Origin of the sequence: Pseudomonas sp. GM21 (assembly GCF_000282215.1) — a bacterium.
Lineage (GTDB): Bacteria > Pseudomonadota > Gammaproteobacteria > Pseudomonadales > Pseudomonadaceae > Aquipseudomonas.
Genome location: NZ_AKJS01000017.1, coordinates 38,061 through 54,223 on the forward strand (window position 1 = coordinate 38,061; position 16,163 = coordinate 54,223).

Sequence of the window (16,163 nt, forward strand, 5' to 3'; positions counted from 1 at the left end):
TTTCACCAATGAGAACGGATGACGTCTTGAAATAATTAGTCGGCAGGCCGGATAGCCCGCGGGGATGGGTGCTGCATGCAAGGGCATCGACGTGAGGCAGTTCGCACTTCGCACCACAGAGGCGCATTAGTTCTCTTTCTCAATTGACAATCATTATCATTCAACCTAATTTGTCGCTCGACGCGCAGGGCGACGCAGGTTGCGAGTCGTCCCGACAACCTTATTGCAGCAGGGTGATTTCCATGATGGAACCAGTATCCACAAGCAGGTGCGATTCACCGCTACTTCAAGCGTTCGTCGACAATCGACTGATTCTGGTCAAGATTGCAGCCCGCATTACCGGGTGCAGGTCACGCGCTGAAGACGTGGTGCAGGATGCGTTTTTCCGGTTGCAATCAGCACCGGCGATCACGTCGTCGTTCAAGGCTCAGCTCAGCTATCTGTTCCAGATCGTGCGCAACCTGGCGATCGACCACTACCGCAAGCAGGCGCTGGAACAGAAGTACTCCGGCCCTGAAGAGGAAGGTCTGAACGTGGTGATTCAAGGTGCCTCACCCGAAACCTCGCACATCAATTTCTCGACCCTTGAGCACATTGCCGATGCGCTGACGGAGCTGCCAAGCCGTACCCGCTATGCCTTCGAGATGTACCGCCTGCACGGGGTGCCGCAGAAGGACATTGCCAAGGAGCTCGGTGTTTCGCCGACCCTGGTGAACTTCATGATACGCGATGCGCTGGTGCACTGCCGCAAGGTATCGGGGAGTCGGGCGGATACATTTGCCCGTCGTTAGTCTGAAATCTGCGGCGCCCCCATTCGCGAGCAGGCTCGCTCCCACAAAAAATCCTCAGTGTTCACAGATTGTGTGTTCACAGCAGATCCAATGTGGGAGCGAGCCTGCTCGCGAAGGGGCACTCAAGACCGCAAGAAGACTTGAACTTAAAGCATCAAGCCAACTTGCACCGATCAAAAAACCGCTCCCGCCCCAACACCATCAATGCTGCGCGCTTGTGCGGAAAGTCGAACTCTTTGTCGCAGTAAAAACCCTGCCCCTGCATGTACACGATCATCCTGGCGTTGTCGGCGCGAGGCTCGGCCACCACCCGTTGCGTGCGCGGATCGTCGAGAAACAGGTAATGCACCAGCGCCGATAACCAGCTCGCCACCTTGTGTGGACCCCGGTGGTTTTCTTCACCCACCAGCATGTGAATGCCCCGGTCATAATCGCCAGCGTCATAGAACGGCGCGATGCGATCTTCCTTCGCCCAATACGCTTCAAAATAGGCAAACGGTTGATCATCGAAACAGCCGATCAGGGTCACCGTATGCGGGTCCGCCGCCAGTTTGCTCAGGTATTGGCGATGTTGTTCGAGGCTGCCCTCCTCTTGCCAGAAACTGGCTACGCGCGGGTTGTTCTGCCAGCGGTTGAAACGCTCCAGGTCCTGTTCAATGTCTACCGTGCGCAAAGAAATCCAGGCACCTAGGCGAGCGTCATAGCGTCGATAGACTTCACCGCTCGGCTTCAATGGACGCAGCGGATGGCGCTTGCCATCGCTGATGACCGGATGCCGGGGGTAACTGGGTGTCGGCCCCTTGACCAGCCATGGCTGAGGCAATTGCCAGAACAGTGTGCGTAAGCAGAGATACTGGCCGACGACTTCACCTGGAATCAGCAAGCCGCTGAGCAGGGCTTGGGTGGGGGTCTCATCGAGTTGCCAGATTAAACGCTGGCAGGCCGGATCACGGGCAAACAGCCAATAACACGCAAACCGGATGGAATGCTCGACGGGGTGGCCGAACGGTTCTTCTACTAGCACCTTCAACTCGGGTTCACGGCTCAGGCGCAGCTGAATCAATGGCTGCCCTTGCAGATGCAAGTGCAGGCGGCTTTCGGTTTCATCCGCGACAAGCATCCCTTCGGATGGCAAGGCCAAGGCAGTCAGGTCATACAAATTGGGCATGGGACGGGCTCACGATAATCGTCGACAGTTCAACAAAGTGACGTGAGCCGGGGCAGGAAATTTAGAGCAAGTGCGCAAATACCGTGGCGCGATATCAGTCTCGCGGCACCGGCACCACGGCAATTTTGTACGGATCGAAAATCTTCAGCAGCTGCCCGTTCTCCCGCAAGTCTTGCAGCAACTTGCCGAACGCCTCACCACTGATGGGCGCGGCGGGACGCAGGATGGCGTAGTGGTGATAGACCTGATCGATACGCTGGGACACCAGCAGCTGATCGCCGATATTCTCGTTGCGCAGCAGGTAATCGCTCAGGTACGAGCGCGTTACCAGGGCAATGTCGGACCGACCGCGCAGCACCATCAGCAGGTTACTGTCGTGGGAATAGGTCAGCGTAGCGTTGTAGTTTTGCGCGAGGAATTTCGAGTCGGCATTGAAGTGGGCGAACTCGTAGTGATAGCCGCTGAACAACGCCAGCCGTTTGCCGTCCAGGTCGGCAAAGTAGTTTTGCTGGCGGTCCGGCAGGCGCTGCGCGACAAAGATCTCGGCGTCTTCCAGGCCCATGTCGACAGTGGTATGCGGGATGTCGTGCCAGCCCCAGTTCGGGTTCTCGAAAATCGCCATGTCGATCCGGCCCTGCTTCAAATCACCGAAGCGCCGGGGGATGGAGGTGGGCATCAGGACAAACCGGTAGTCGCTTTGCAGGCGATTCAACGCCTCGACCAATTGAGGCAGCAGGCCGGTGTCGACCCCGGATTCGGGGCGGATGGTATAGGGAGGGAAATGGGCGGCACCCACCCGTACCGTCTGCGCAGCGTGGGATGGCGATACCCATAGCGCCGTAAGCGATGCCAGCAATAGCGCCGTAGCCGTTCTGATTGGCGAAGACATCAAAACAACCCACTCCTTGAAAAATACGCATCAATGCATTCAAGCCAGGTGGTTTCGACCACTTAGCCAATTCCCTTTGTTAGTGCTTTTCTTCCAGTACGAGAATCAAAGCTTCGTCGGCCAATTGATCGAGGCTCATGCTGCCGCCTGCGCGAAACCAGGTGGTGGTCCAGGACAACGCGCCCGTCAGGAAGCGGCGCGTGATGAATACATCACCGCGAATAAAACCTGCCTCTTTGGCTTCGCCCAACACCTGCAGCCAGATGTCTTCATATATATCGCGCAGTGCCAGCACCTGCGCCTGCCCGTCCTCAGACAACGAGCGCCATTCATAGACCAGCACTGCCATGGCTTCGCCGCGCCCCCCCATGATCGACTGCAACTCACAGCGAATCAGCGCCAGCACGCGTTCGCGCACGTTGCTGGCCTCGTCGAGGGCTGCACGCATCAAAGCCATGTTGTAGCGGATGGTCTCTTCCATCACGGCGCGCAGGATTTCGTCCTTGCTCTTGAAGTGATGAAAAATACTGCCTGACTGAATGCCCACGGCGCCCGCCAGATCGCGCACGGTGGTGCGTTCATAACCTTTGTTGCGGAACAGGTGAGCCGCCACTTGCAGCAGTTTTCCGCGGGCGCTGTCCGGGTCGGTCAATTGGCCGCTGTCGACCAATTCGCGCATGACCCTCAGGGCTTTTTGCTCGTCCACCCGTTCTCTCCTACAGTCGATCAATCAAATACGCCGTTCGCCGCTAAAACAGCGAGGGTGCGCGGGCAATTTAAGCTGGCGACGACCACCAAGCAAGCGCTCGGGAAGAAGATATTTCAGGCATTTACAAACCAAGCGCTTGCTTGGTAGTCTCGATTCACTTCAGTGGGAGGTGGCTATGGAGTTGACTGTGCCTAAAACGATTCGCATCGGCTGCGCCAGCGCCTTCTGGGGCGACACCTCGACCGCCGCTGCGCAATTGGTGGAAGGTGGTCGTCTGGATTATCTGGTCTTCGACTATCTGGCCGAGATCACCCTGTCGATCATGGCCGGTGCGCGGATGAAAGACCCACAGGCCGGCTATGCGGGCGACTTCATCGAAGTCCTCAGCCCGTTGTTGGGCCAACTCGCCGAACAGAATATCCGCGTTATCAGCAACGCCGGAGGCATCAACCCGCTGGCCTGCGCCGCCGCCCTGCAATCGGCCTGCGACAAGGCCGGGGTGGCGCTGAAAATCGCGGTGTTGCTCGGCGATGACCTGCAACCGCAGTTCAAACAGCTGAGCGGCCTTGGCCTTCATGAAATGTTCAGCGGCGCGCCGTTACCGCCCCTGTGCGTGTCGACCAACGCCTACCTCGGCGCGCCGGGCATCGTCGAAGCGCTACGGCTGGGCGCGGACATCGTCATCACCGGGCGCGTGGTCGACAGCGCCGTGGTCAGCGCTGCGCTGGTGCATGAATTCGATTGGTCCTGGCACGACTACGACAAACTGGCACAGGCCGCGTTGGCTGGCCACATCATCGAATGCGGCGCCCAATGCACCGGCGGTAATTTCACCGACTGGCGAGACGTGCCCGACTACGAACACATCGGTTTCCCCATCGTCGAAGTCAGCGCCGACAGCCAGTTCATCGTCAGCAAACCTGAAGGCTCCGGCGGCCTGGTCACGCCACTGACCGTCGGCGAGCAGATGTTGTATGAAATCGGTGATCCGCGTGCGTACTTGCTGCCCGATGTGGTCTGCGATTTCACCCAGGTCAAACTGCAGCAGCAAGGCAAAAACGCGGTTCAGGTGCACGGCGCCAAAGGCCTGCCGCCGACCGGTCAGTACAAAGTCAGCGCGACGTACCCGGACGGTTTTCGCTGCACCGCCAGTTGCCTGATCGCGGGCATCGATGCCGTCGACAAGGCGCGGCGGGTCAGCGAAGCGATCATCAACAAGACCTCGGACATTTTCAGCCAGCGCGGCTGGGCGCCCTACAGCGAAGTGAACATTGAGCTGCTCGGCAGCGAAGCCACGTATGGCCCCCACGGCCAGCGCCAGGACAGCCGCGAAGTGGTGATCAAACTCGCCGTGCGTCACCCGAGCAAACAGGCCTTGATCGTGTTCTCCCGGGAAATCGCCCAGGCCGCAACGGGCATGGCGCCGGGGCTGACCGGCATTGTCGGTGGGCGGCCAACGGTGTATCCGCTGATCCGCCTGTTCTCCTTCCTTATCGACAAAACCGCCTGCACGCTGGACATTGATTTCAACGGCCAGCGCCACGCCTGCGCCCTGCCCGCCGTCGATGTGCTCGACCCGGATGACTTGCCTGTCCCGTTCGACCCACCGCAGCCCAAAGAGCGCGCCGACGCCAGCGTGGCCCTGATCCAGCTCGCGGTCGCCCGCTCTGGCGACAAGGGCAATCACAGCAACATCGGGGTCGTGGCTCGCGAGCCCGAGTACTTGCCGTGGATCGCCGAAGCGCTGACGCCGGAGGTCATGGTCGACTGGATGAGCCACGTCCTCGATCCCGTTCACGGGCGTGTCGGACGCTGGTATCTGCCCGGCACCCACAGCCTTAATTTTCTCCTGGAAAACGCCCTCGGCGGTGGTGGCGTGGCCAGCCTGCGGATCGACCCGCAAGGCAAAGCCTTCGCCCAGCAGCTGTTGGAGATCCAGATTCCGGTGCCTTCGCGCATCGCCGACCAAGTCAACTAGAGGACTGTCGCCATGGCTTACGATTCGATTTTCAAAACCGATTTGTTTGCGGGCCAAACCATCATTGTCACCGGTGGCGGCAGCGGCATCGGCCGATGCACCGCACATGAACTGGCGGCACTCGGCGCGCAGGTGCTGTTGATCGGGCGCAATGCCGACAAGTTGAAAAACGTCGCGGTCGAGATTGCCGAAGACGGTGGCAAAGCCGATTGGGCCGTCTGCGATATTCGCGAGGAAGAAGCGGTCAAGCACCTGATCAGCGAGCTGATCCGCAAACACGGACCGATACATGGCCTGGTCAACAACGCCGGCGGGCAATTTCCTGCGCCGCTGGCCTCTATCAATCAGAAAGGTTTCGAAACCGTGGTGCGCACCAATCTGGTGGGCGGTTTCCTGATGGCCCGGGAAGTGTTCAATCAGTCCATGAGCAAGCATGGCGGCGCCATCGTCAACATGCTCGCCGACATGTGGGGCGGCATGCCCGGCATGGGGCATTCGGGCGCGGCGCGTTCGGGCATGGATAACCTGACCAAGACCGCCGCCTTCGAATGGGGTTACGCCGGGGTGCGGGTCAACGCGGTGGCGCCGGGGTGGGTCGCGTCCAGCGGCATGGACACTTACGAAGGCGCCTTCAAAGCGGTGATTCCAACCTTGCGCGAACACGTGCCGCTCAAACGCATCGGCACCGAATCGGAAGTCAGCGCGGCGATTGTGTTCCTGCTCAGCCCGGCAGCGGCGTTTGTCAGCGGCAGCACTTTGCGCATCGACGGCGCCGCCAGCCTTGGCGGACGCGCCTGGCCGATTCACAAGGCTACGAACAGCGAATCCTATAACGGTTTTCACCGAGCCTATTTACCAGACGTGCTCCAGGACAAGGAATAAGCCATGCCGGTGATTCAGTCGCTAGTGGACCCGTTCAGCGCACAGTTCGCCCAGAACCGCGCAGCGATGCTGGCCGTGATCGAACACGTGCGACAGCTCGAACAAAACTTGTTGAACAAGGCGGCCGAAGCCAAGCCAAAATTCGACAAGCGCGGGCAACTGCTGACGCGCGAGCGCCTCAACCTGCTGCTCGACCCCGGCGCGCCGTTCCTCGAACTGGCGAGCCTGGCCGGCTACAAGCTGCACGACGATAAAGACGGCAGCGCGGCCGGTGGTGGTTTGATTGCCGGGATCGGTTACGTGTCCGGCGTACGGGTACTGGTGGTGGCGAACAACAGCGCGATCAAAGGTGGCACCATTTCCCCCAGCGGATTGAAAAAGTCCCTGCGCCTGCAACAGATCGCCATGGAGAACAAACTGCCGGTGATCACCCTCGCCGAAAGCGGCGGCGCCAACCTGAATTACGCAGCCGACATTTTCGTCGAAGGCGCACGCAGCTTTGCCAATCAGGCGCGGATGTCAGCCATGGGTCTGCCGCAGATTACCGTGGTGCATGGCTCGGCCACCGCCGGTGGCGCTTATCAGCCGGGATTGTCGGATTACGTGGTGGTCGTGCGCGGCAAGGCCAAGCTGTTTCTCGCCGGCCCGCCACTGCTCAAGGCGGCGACCGGTGAAGTGGCCACCGACGAAGAACTGGGCGGCGCAGAGATGCATGCGCAAATCGCCGGCACCGCCGAGTACCTGGCCGAGAACGATGCCGACGGCGTGCGCCAGGTGCGCGAGATCGTCGGCATGCTGCCGTGGAATGATCAGTTGCCCTCGCGCCCCGAGCGTCGCTGGGAAGAACCGCTCTACCCCATCGACGAGCTGCTGGGCCTGATCCCGGATGACCCGAAAAAACCCTATGACGTACGCGACATCATCGCCCGGATCGCCGACGGTTCGAACTTCCTCGAATTCAAGGGAGAGTTCGATCAGCAGACTGTCTGTGGCCAACTGAAAATCCAGGGGCGTGCCTGCGGCTTCATCGGCAATAACGGCCCGATCACGCCCAAGGGCGCGAGCAAGGCCGCGCAATTCATCCAGCTGTGCGATCAGAGTCAGACGCCACTGCTGTTTTTCCACAACACCACCGGGTTCATGGTCGGCACCGAATCGGAACAGCAAGGCGTGATCAAGCACGGCGCGAAGATGATTCAGGCGGTGGCAAACGCTCGGGTGCCGAAACTGACGATTGTCGTCGGCGGCTCTTATGGTGCCGGCAACTACGCGATGTGCGGGCGTGGCCTCGACCCGCGCTTCATCTTCGCCTGGCCCAACAGTCGCACCGCCGTGATGGGCGGCGCCCAGGCCGGCAAGGTGCTGCGCATCGTCACCGAGGCCAAACAGCTCAAGGACGGTCTGGTGCCGGACCCGAAAATGCTCGACATGCTGGAGCAGGTCACCGCGCAGAAACTCGACAGCCAGTCCACCGCCCTCTACGGCAGTGCCAATCTATGGGACGACGGGTTGATCGATCCACGGGACACCCGGACATTGCTCGGTTACTTGCTGGATATCTGCCAAGAGGCCGAGGTGCGGCCGCTGCAAACCAACAGTTTCGGCATCGCCAGGTTCTGATTTGATCGTCCCCACGCTCTGCGTGGGAACGCAGCCCGGGACGCTCCGCGTCCCAAAGCGGACGCAGAGCGTCCATAGAGGCGTTCCCACGCAGAGCGTGGGAACGATCATGGATCACAGGAGAACAATAAAAAATGATCTTCACCCAGGAACACGAAGCACTGCGTCGCACCGTCCGCCAGTTCGTCGATAACGAGATCAACCCGCACGTCGAAGAATGGGAAAAGGCCGGCCGTTTTCCGATCCATGAGATCTTCCGCAAGGCCGGTGATCTCGGTTTATTGGGGATTTCCAAACCGGAAAAATTCGGCGGCATGGGGCTCGACTACAGCTACTCCATTGTCGCGGCCGAAGAGTTCGGCACCATCCATTGCGGCGGCATTCCGATGTCCATTGGCGTGCAGACCGACATGTGCACCCCGGCGTTGGCGCGGTTCGGCTCCGATGAGTTGCGCGAAGAGTTTCTGCGACCGGCCATTACCGGCGAACAGGTCGGTTGCATCGGCGTTTCCGAAGTCGGTGCCGGTTCCGACGTCGCCGGGCTGAAAACCACGGCCCGCAAGGACGGCGACGACTACGTGATCAACGGCAGCAAGATGTGGATCACCAACTCGCCCTGCGCCGATTTCATTTGCCTGCTGGCCAACACCTCGGACGACAAACCGCACATCAACAAATCGCTGATCATGGTGCCTATGAACACCAAAGGCATCAGCCTCAGTTCGCACCTGGACAAGCTCGGCATGCGCAGCTCGGAAACCGCCCAGGTGTTTTTCGACAACGTGCGTGTACCGCAGCGCAACCGCATCGGCCATGAAGGCGCCGGGTTCATGATGCAAATGCTGCAATTCCAGGAGGAACGCCTGTTCGGCGCGGCGAACATGATCAAGGGCCTGGAATATTGCATTGACAGCACCATCGAGTACTGCAAGGAACGTAAAACCTTCGGCAATGCGCTGATCGACAACCAGGTGATCCATTTCCGTCTGGCGGAGCTGCAAACCGAAATCGAATGCCTGCGGGCGCTGGTCTATCAGGCCACCGAGCAATACATCAAAGGCCAGGACGTCACCCGCCTGGCCTCCATGGCCAAACTCAAGGCCGGGCGCCTGGGCCGTGAAGTCAGCGACAGCTGCCTGCAATATTGGGGCGGCATGGGGTTCATGTGGGACAACCCGGTCGCACGCGCTTACCGCGACGTGCGGCTGGTGTCGATTGGCGGTGGCGCCGATGAAATCATGCTGGGGATCATCTGCAAACTCATGGGCATCCTGCCGGGGAAAAAGAAATGAGCACTCTGCCCGATTGCCAGACGTTGCTGTTGGAGGCGCATAACGGCGTGCTGCATATCACGCTCAATCGCCCGGAAAGCCGCAATGCCATGAGCCTGCAAATGGTCGCCGAACTGCGCGCGGTATTCGCGGCGGTACGCGATGACCGGGCGGTTCGAGCCTTGGTGATCGGCGGAGCCGGCGGGCACTTCTGTGCCGGGGGCGACATCAAGGACATGGCCAATGCACGCGCCCAAGGCCCGGACGCCTATCGCGAGTTGAACCGGGCATTCGGCGCGCTGCTGCAGGAGGTGCAACACGCGCCACAAGTGGTGATCACGGTGCTGCAAGGCGCGGTGTTGGGCGGCGGCCTGGGGCTGGCCTGCGTCAGCGACATCGCCTTGGCCGATCACTTGGCGCAGTTCGGTTTGCCGGAAACCAGCCTAGGATTGCTGCCTGCGCAAATAGCGCCCTTTGTGGTCCAGCGCATCGGCCTGACCCAGGCCCGGCGACTGGCGCTGACCGCCGCGCGTTTTGACGGTACCCAGGCGCGGCGGATGGGCCTGGTGCATTTTGTCGAGCACGACGCGCAAGCACTGGCCGAACGCCTCGATGAAATCCTCGCCCATGTACTGTGCTGCGCGCCGGGGGCCAATGCGACGACCAAAAAACTGTTGCTGGCGAGTGCCGGGCAACCGACGGATGCGTTGCTGGATGACGCGGCGCAGTGGTTTAGCGAAGCGGTGACCGGGGCGGAAGGTGTCGAAGGGACCATGGCCTTTGTACAAAAGCGTAAACCGGGGTGGGCCACTTAGAAGCATCGCGAGCAGGCTCGCTCCCACAGGGGAATGCATTCCATATGTGGGAGCGAGCCTGCTCGCGATGAGGCCCTGACACTCACAGCAAAATTCAAGGGAAGAACCCATGCCCGGACTCAGAAAAATCCTGATCGCCAACCGCGGTGAAATCGCCTGCCGCATCCAGCGCACCGTCCAGGCGCTGGGCTATCGCACCGTCGCCATCTTCAGCGATGCCGACGCCGACGCCCTGCACGTGCAAATGGCCGACGAAGCCGTCAACATCGGCCCGGCCCCGGTGCAGCAGTCTTATCTGAACATCCCGGCCATCATCGACGCCGCCCGGCGCACCGGTGCCGACGCCATCCACCCCGGCTACGGCTTCCTCTCGGAAAATGCCGGCTTCGCCCTTGCCTGTCGTGACGCGGGCATCACCTTCATCGGCCCCAGCCCCGAAGCCATTGAGCTGATGGGCAGCAAACGCCTGTCGAAAATCGCCATGATCGACGCCGGCGTGCCGTGTGTTAAAGGCTATCAAGGCGCCGAACAGGACGACGCAACCCTGAGCCGCGAAGCCGAACGCATCGGTTACCCACTGATGATCAAGGCCAGTGCGGGCGGGGGTGGACGTGGCATGCGCCTGGTGCAGGACGCCAGCCGGTTGCTGGAACAACTGCGTACCGCACGCTCCGAAGCGCAGCATGGTTTTGGCAGCGACGAACTGATCCTCGAACAAGCCTTGATCGACCCGCGTCATGTGGAGATTCAGCTGTTTGGCGATCAGCACGGCAACCTGATTTACCTCGGAGAGCGCGACTGTTCGATTCAGCGGCGCCATCAGAAAGTCATCGAAGAAGCGCCCTGCCCGGTGATGACTCCCGAATTGCGTCAGGCCATGGGTGAGGCCGCGCTCAAGGCAGGTCGGGCAATGAATTACGTCGGCGCTGGCACCGTGGAGTTTCTGCTGGACGCGCGTGGGCAGTTCTACTTTCTGGAGATGAACACCCGGCTGCAAGTGGAACACCCGGTGACCGAATTGATCACCGGCCTGGACCTGGTGGCCTGGCAATTACTCGTCGCCGAAGGACAACCGTTGCCGTTACAGCAGGAACAAGTGCAGCTCAATGGCCATGCCATGGAAGTGCGCCTGTACGCCGAAGACCCGACTCACGACTTTCTACCACAAACCGGTCAGATCACGGCTTGGGAACCTGCGTTGCCGGGTGGCGTACGGATCGATCATGGCCTGATTGAAGGCCAGGCCATCAGCCCGTTCTATGACCCGATGTTGGGCAAGATCATCGCCCACGGTGCGACCCGCGAAGAAGCCCGGCGCAAGTTGCTACGGGCAGTGCAGGACAGCGTGCTGCTGGGCGTACAGAGCAATCAGCGCTTGCTCGCCAGTCTGCTGCAACACCCGCAGTTCATCAGTGGCGAGTTCAGCACCGGGTTCATCCCGACTTGTTTCGTTGACGATCCGTGCTTGCAGGCCCGTGTCCCGAGCGCTGCAGAACTGGCCATCGCTGCGGCGCTGTTCTATCAAGCGTCGGCACAGACACACCCGGCACCACTGGCCGGCTGGCGCAACAATGCCAGCGTGCCCTTGCACTATCGCATCGGCCTGAATGATCACGACTGGCCGGTGGAACTGAACGCCTCGCCTGACGGGTCGTTCCGAATTCGAGTGGCCGAGCAACTGCTCGAATTGAAGATCATCCGCTGCGACGGGCGCTGGGCAACGCTGGACATCGACGGCATCCACCAGCGTCATGCCTATCGCCTCGATGCTGGGCACCTCTGGTTGTTCACCCGCCCCGGCAGTTTGAAACTGCTGGACCGGACTCAGGCACTGGTGAGCAGTCAAGCCAGTGTCAGTACCGGCACACTCAAAGCCCCCATGGACGGTGCCATCGTCGACGTGTTGGTCACCGAGGGCAGTCCGGTCAGCAAAGGCCAGCTGTTGGTGGTGCTTGAAGCCATGAAAATGGAGCACCCGCTCAAATCAGGTATCGACGGGGTGCTTAAACGTTTGCAGGTGCAGGTCGGCGATCAGGTTAAAAATCGTCAGATTTTGTTGGAGGTCGAATAAGCCGCTAGGCGGATCCGTCGGGTTTGGCTACGCTCATGCCCTATCACGACGCGGATACCAGGAACCCTGCAATGCCTCACTGGCTGGTGATAGATCTGGAAGCCACCACCGATGAGGGTGGCTGGCCGGTAACGGAAATGGAAATCATCGAAATCGGTGCCACCCTGGTGGACCGCAAAGGTCGCGAACTGGACCACTTCCAGCGTTTCGTGCGGCCGTTGCGTCGGCCCTTGCTGACACTGTTTTGCCGGGAGCTGACTCGCATCACCCAAGGCAATATCGATGCCGCGCAACCGTTGACCGAGGTTTGGCCGGCATTCGAGCGCTGGCTGGGCCAGCATCATTCACGACTGGAAGGTTGGGCGAGCTGGGGTGACTACGACCGCAAACAGTTGGTTCAGGAATGGGAGCGCCTGCAACTCGACAGCGCCCTGAGCCGGGTGCCGCACATGAACCTCAAGCAGCGCTTTGCCAAGGCACGGCGGCTGGAACGTCCGCTGGGGCTCAATGGCGCCTTGCAACTGGCGGGCATGCAGTTCACCGGGCAACAACACCGGGCGCTGGAGGATGCGCGCAATACCGCACGCTTGTTGCCACTGATTCTCCCCGTCTAGAAAGGTGACGGCGCACAAGGCCTTGTGCATACTGGCCGGCCTTTTTAGCCCTTTTCGAGGAATCGCCCATGTTTAAAGTCAACGAGTACTTCGACGGCACCGTCAAGTCGATCGCCTTTGGCACCGCTGAAGGTCCTGCGACCATCGGCGTCATGGCACCGGGCGAATACGAATTCGGCACCAGTCAGCGTGAAATCATGCATGTGGTCAGCGGCGCTCTGACCGTGAAGCTGCCAGACAGCAACGGCTGGGAAACCTTCGCTGCCGGCAGCCAGTTCAACGTACCTGCCAACAGCAAGTTCCAGCTGAAAGTGGCCGTCGACACCGCTTACCTGTGTGAATACCGCGGCTAACCCGAGGGTTCACAGCTAAAAAAATGCCCGTGTCGCAAGACACGGGCATTTTTCATTCAGGGGCTTTTATTCGAGAATCGTCACCGGCATCCCGACTTCAAGACGACCGTTACTGTCGTTGACCAGGTTCTGGCCGAACATTGCACCGTCGGCCTCGGAACGGTATGTCTGCAACGTGGCCAGCGGTTCGCGATCATCGCTGCGTAAACCGGTTTGCGGGTCGATGGTGGTCAGAATGCAGCGTGAACAGGGCTTGACCACCCGGAACTCGACATCACCGATGCGAATCCGCTTCCAGCCATCTTCGGCGTAGGCGTCGCTGCCCTCGATAACCAGATTCGGTCGAAAGCGCAGCATTTCCAGGGATCTCCCGACCTTTTGCGACAAGTCCTCCAGGGACGCCTGTCCAATCAGCAACAGCGGATAGCCATCGGCAAAGGCCACCTGATCGTCGTCCTTGCCGTAACCGGCCTCTGTGTTACGAGCGCGATCGAGGGGAATTTGCACCAGGCGAGTCGGTTTACCAATAAAGGCGCTGACCCAGGCACCCGCCTCGTCACCGGCATCCGGTACCCGCAAGGCGTCACGGAAGATGGTCACACCTCGTAGTTCAGCGTCATTGGCGGGCAAGGCGATATCGATCGGCGAGCGGCCCGGGGCACTGAGCGTCAAGCCGCCGTTGGCGTTCCACAACGCCGACAACTGGCTCATGGATGCCACCGCTCGCTGAGTCAGAAAGCGTCCACTGGCCTCGTCCACCAGCATCCAGCGTCGATCACCGTCCAACCCCAGCTTGTCGAGCCCGATTTGCTGCAAGATCTCGCCCTTGCCGGATTTCAACGGATAACGGTAAAGCGCGCTCAGCCGCAGCATGGCCAACTCCCTGGTGGACAAAAAGGCCACCCTATACGAGCTTGATCACCGAATCAAAGGCTGACATGACTGTCAGCCTTCCGCACGGTCATCAGGCCAGCACTTCATCGAGCATCAGCCGCTGACGCACCACGTCGACCAGTTTGTCCGGCTGGAATTTTGAGAGGAAGTTATCGCAGCCGACTTTTTTCACCATCGAGTCGTTGAAACTGCCCGACAGCGAGGTGTGCAGGACCACGTAAAGGCCACGCAGACGCGGGTCATTACGGATTTCGGTGGTCAGTCGATAGCCGTCCATTTCCGGCATTTCCGCGTCAGTGAACACCATCAGCAGTTTGTCAGTCATGGACACCCCCGTATCCGCCCAAGCCTTGAGCATGTTCAGGGCCTTGAGGCCGTCGCTGGCGATATGCATCTTCACGCCCAGTTGACCCAGGGTGTCGCGCAATTGCGACAAAGCTACGTTGGAGTCGTCGACCAGCAGCACTTCCCGGCCACGGGCGAGCTCCAGTATTGGGTCTTCGAGTTTTTCGCGGGAGACCTTGGCGCTGTACGGCACGATTTCGGACAGGACTTTCTCGACGTCGATGATTTCCACCAACTGGTCATCAACCTTGCTGATCGCCGTGAGGTAATGCTGGCGACCGGCGCTGGTCGGCGGCGGCAGAATGGCTTCCCAGTTCATGTTGACGATGCGGTCCACGCCCCCGACCAAAAACGCCTGCACCGAACGGTTGTACTCGGTGACGATGATCGTGCTGGTTGGGCTCGGTACCAGCGGGCGCATGCCGATGGCCTGGGACAGGTCAATCACAGGCAGCGTCTGGCCACGCAGGTTGACCACACCGCAAACGAACGGATGGCGGTGAGGCATCAGCGTCAGCTTGGGCAGTTGCAGCACTTCCTGCACTTTAAACACGTTGATCGCGAACAATTGTCGGCCGGCCAGGCGAAACATGAGAATTTCCAGGCGATTCTCACCCACCAGTTGCGTGCGTTGGTCTACCGTATCGAGAATGCCGGCCATTGATGACTCCAGGGCTTGTTCGGATGAGTTCATTAAGGGGAGTTATCGGCTGTTTTTGCCAAATCTTGACCCTGAGACAAAATGCCACGACCGAGCATTGATGTCACATTAACATCATGCTTTACTGCATCCGTGATTCATCTGCCCTTATCCACCTGCGACGCGACCACGGTTCGTACGTTAGGTTCCCCTGCGTAAGGGATTCCCCTAGTAACAATCAGGCCTAACCTGATGTTCGCAATATCCAATAGCCATTAATGTGACGCCATTCTCATTGCATGAACGGAGTCAGGCTTTTGTGTGCGATCGCAGGTAAGTGGCCTTCCCCCCTCTCAAGTTCCCCAGCCTGGGCTCTGGCCAGTTGCTGCGTGGAGACGCCGGGCATCCGCGCCGACATACGCAAAACCCCCTCATTTGACATGACGTTGTGGAGGTAAGCATGCCGAACAAATCCAAGCAGTGGGCTCAGCGTTTACCGGAGTTTCTTGTCGAGGCTGAAACACTCCTGGCTAAATCGGAGGAGTGCCTGAGCCACCTGCGATTGATCAGTAATGACAAGGACGCAATCGATTGCATGCTCAGCAGCTTGCTCAAACTGGCAAGCCGGGCCGATGCCTTGGCGTTGGAAGCCGTGTCTGAATTTTCGTTGCATATTCATGGTCTGCTGAACCACACCCACAGCCGGATTGACCTGCACGATCAAGCACTGGGGGCGTTGAAAGACTGTTTTTCATTGATGGCCTGGCAGCTCGAACTCATCGATCAAACCACCGGTCAACTCAGCCTGGATGACTCTGAGCAGTCTTCCTTGATTGAAGCGTTTGCGTTCCAGATCGGACAGGGTCCATTTCAGCTACCAGTTAATTCCAAACCGTTTAAGCTGGTTTCCTATGCGGAACAGCAGGCTTGAAATAGTCAGGCTATTTTGCAAAATCGCTATTTATCGTCCTTTGCGTTAAACCTTTTCCCCTGTGGAATTGGTGTTTAACCGCTCTTTTTCCTCAGGTATGGCTATTTAGGCCACACGCGACCAACGGTATCTTAAGTGCTATTATGCCGACCGTTAGTTGACGCCAATAATTGGCCAAGTGACATCGCAGAG

The 16,163-nt window shown here is 59.6% G+C and carries 15 protein-coding genes; 10 read left to right on the forward strand and 5 right to left on the reverse strand.

Features of this window, described 5'->3' with window-relative positions; genetic code table 11:
- Nucleotides 1-242 precede the first annotated feature (242 nt).
- A complete protein-coding gene (locus PMI22_RS24950; RefSeq protein WP_007943290.1) occupies nt 243-791 on the forward strand; it encodes an RNA polymerase factor sigma-70 in 549 nt (182 codons plus the stop codon).
- A gap of 154 nt (nt 792-945) precedes the next feature.
- On the opposite strand, the gene PMI22_RS24945 is transcribed toward PMI22_RS24950, so the two are convergent.
- From PMI22_RS24945 to PMI22_RS24935, 3 genes are all read right to left on the reverse strand, one after another.
- Nucleotides 946-1,959, reverse strand: coding sequence for a GNAT family N-acetyltransferase (locus tag PMI22_RS24945; RefSeq protein ID WP_007943291.1), 1,014 nt, complete (start codon nt 1,957-1,959; stop codon nt 946-948).
- Nucleotides 1,960-2,053: 94 nt separating this feature from the next.
- Complete coding sequence (locus PMI22_RS24940) at nt 2,054-2,848, reverse strand: substrate-binding periplasmic protein (RefSeq protein WP_007943294.1); 795 nt, start codon at nt 2,846-2,848, stop codon at nt 2,054-2,056.
- A 79-nt stretch (nt 2,849-2,927) separates the two neighbouring features.
- Nucleotides 2,928-3,554 (reverse strand): TetR/AcrR family transcriptional regulator, encoded by a 627-nt coding sequence (locus tag PMI22_RS24935; protein ID WP_007943295.1) that lies wholly within the window; start codon nt 3,552-3,554, stop codon nt 2,928-2,930.
- Between the two features lie 190 nt (nt 3,555-3,744).
- Between PMI22_RS24935 and PMI22_RS24930 the strand changes: the two genes are divergently transcribed.
- From PMI22_RS24930 to ppnP, 8 genes are all read left to right on the forward strand, one after another.
- Nucleotides 3,745-5,535, forward strand: coding sequence for an acyclic terpene utilization AtuA family protein (locus tag PMI22_RS24930; protein WP_162131638.1), 1,791 nt, complete (start codon nt 3,745-3,747; stop codon nt 5,533-5,535).
- A 12-nt stretch (nt 5,536-5,547) separates the two neighbouring features.
- Nucleotides 5,548-6,417 carry an SDR family oxidoreductase gene (locus PMI22_RS24925; protein WP_007943297.1) on the forward strand — a complete coding sequence of 290 codons (870 nt, stop codon included), beginning with the start codon at nt 5,548-5,550 and terminating at the stop codon, nt 6,415-6,417.
- 3 nt (nt 6,418-6,420) lie between these two features.
- Nucleotides 6,421-8,037 carry a geranyl-CoA carboxylase subunit beta gene (gene atuC / locus PMI22_RS24920; protein ID WP_007943298.1) on the forward strand — a complete coding sequence of 539 codons (1,617 nt, stop codon included), beginning with the start codon at nt 6,421-6,423 and terminating at the stop codon, nt 8,035-8,037.
- Between the two features lie 134 nt (nt 8,038-8,171).
- On the forward strand, nt 8,172-9,329 hold the full coding sequence (gene atuD / locus PMI22_RS24915; RefSeq protein ID WP_007943299.1) for a citronellyl-CoA dehydrogenase: 1,158 nt from the start codon (nt 8,172-8,174) through the stop codon (nt 9,327-9,329).
- On the forward strand, nt 9,326-10,123 hold the full coding sequence (locus PMI22_RS24910; RefSeq protein ID WP_007943300.1) for an enoyl-CoA hydratase/isomerase family protein: 798 nt from the start codon (nt 9,326-9,328) through the stop codon (nt 10,121-10,123). Before atuD ends, PMI22_RS24910 begins: the two co-directional genes overlap by 4 nt.
- Nucleotides 10,124-10,232: 109 nt before the next feature.
- Nucleotides 10,233-12,194, forward strand: a complete 1,962-nt coding sequence (locus PMI22_RS24905; protein ID WP_007943301.1) for an acetyl/propionyl/methylcrotonyl-CoA carboxylase subunit alpha — start codon at nt 10,233-10,235, stop codon at nt 12,192-12,194.
- A 71-nt stretch (nt 12,195-12,265) separates the two neighbouring features.
- Nucleotides 12,266-12,808, forward strand: a complete 543-nt coding sequence (locus tag PMI22_RS24900) for an exonuclease domain-containing protein (protein ID WP_007943302.1) — start codon at nt 12,266-12,268, stop codon at nt 12,806-12,808.
- A gap of 68 nt (nt 12,809-12,876) precedes the next feature.
- Nucleotides 12,877-13,161, forward strand: coding sequence for a pyrimidine/purine nucleoside phosphorylase (gene ppnP / locus PMI22_RS24895; RefSeq protein WP_007943304.1), 285 nt, complete (start codon nt 12,877-12,879; stop codon nt 13,159-13,161).
- A gap of 66 nt (nt 13,162-13,227) precedes the next feature.
- Here ppnP and PMI22_RS24890 read toward each other — a convergent pair whose 3' ends face one another.
- Nucleotides 13,228-14,034 carry an MOSC domain-containing protein gene (locus PMI22_RS24890; RefSeq protein WP_007943306.1) on the reverse strand — a complete coding sequence of 269 codons (807 nt, stop codon included), beginning with the start codon at nt 14,032-14,034 and terminating at the stop codon, nt 13,228-13,230.
- Nucleotides 14,035-14,125: 91 nt separating this feature from the next.
- A complete protein-coding gene (locus tag PMI22_RS24885; protein WP_007943307.1) occupies nt 14,126-15,061 on the reverse strand; it encodes a chemotaxis protein CheV in 936 nt (311 codons plus the stop codon).
- 439 nt (nt 15,062-15,500) lie between these two features.
- On the opposite strand from PMI22_RS24885, the gene PMI22_RS24880 reads away from it, so the two are divergent.
- Nucleotides 15,501-15,971, forward strand: coding sequence for a hypothetical protein (locus PMI22_RS24880; RefSeq protein WP_007943308.1), 471 nt, complete (start codon nt 15,501-15,503; stop codon nt 15,969-15,971).
- Nucleotides 15,972-16,163 lie beyond the last annotated feature (192 nt).

Excerpts from the sequence above, each read along its gene's own strand:
- PMI22_RS24885 (WP_007943307.1), bottom strand. The coding sequence starts at position 15,061 with ATGGCCGGCATTCTCGATACGGTAGACCAACGCACGCAACTGGTGGGT.
- PMI22_RS24880 (WP_007943308.1), top strand. The coding sequence starts at position 15,501 with ATGCCGAACAAATCCAAGCAGTGGGCTCAGCGTTTACCGGAGTTTCTT.
- PMI22_RS24900 (WP_007943302.1), top strand. The coding sequence starts at position 12,266 with ATGCCTCACTGGCTGGTGATAGATCTGGAAGCCACCACCGATGAGGGT.
- PMI22_RS24890 (WP_007943306.1), bottom strand. The coding sequence starts at position 14,034 with ATGCTGCGGCTGAGCGCGCTTTACCGTTATCCGTTGAAATCCGGCAAG.
- ppnP (WP_007943304.1), top strand. The coding sequence starts at position 12,877 with ATGTTTAAAGTCAACGAGTACTTCGACGGCACCGTCAAGTCGATCGCC.
- PMI22_RS24925 (WP_007943297.1), top strand. The coding sequence starts at position 5,548 with ATGGCTTACGATTCGATTTTCAAAACCGATTTGTTTGCGGGCCAAACC.
- atuC (WP_007943298.1), top strand. The coding sequence starts at position 6,421 with ATGCCGGTGATTCAGTCGCTAGTGGACCCGTTCAGCGCACAGTTCGCC.
- PMI22_RS24905 (WP_007943301.1), top strand. The coding sequence starts at position 10,233 with ATGCCCGGACTCAGAAAAATCCTGATCGCCAACCGCGGTGAAATCGCC.
- atuD (WP_007943299.1), top strand. The coding sequence starts at position 8,172 with ATGATCTTCACCCAGGAACACGAAGCACTGCGTCGCACCGTCCGCCAG.
- PMI22_RS24950 (WP_007943290.1), top strand. The coding sequence starts at position 243 with ATGATGGAACCAGTATCCACAAGCAGGTGCGATTCACCGCTACTTCAA.
- PMI22_RS24940 (WP_007943294.1), bottom strand. The coding sequence starts at position 2,848 with ATGTCTTCGCCAATCAGAACGGCTACGGCGCTATTGCTGGCATCGCTT.
- PMI22_RS24945 (WP_007943291.1), bottom strand. The coding sequence starts at position 1,959 with ATGCCCAATTTGTATGACCTGACTGCCTTGGCCTTGCCATCCGAAGGG.
- PMI22_RS24910 (WP_007943300.1), top strand. The coding sequence starts at position 9,326 with ATGAGCACTCTGCCCGATTGCCAGACGTTGCTGTTGGAGGCGCATAAC.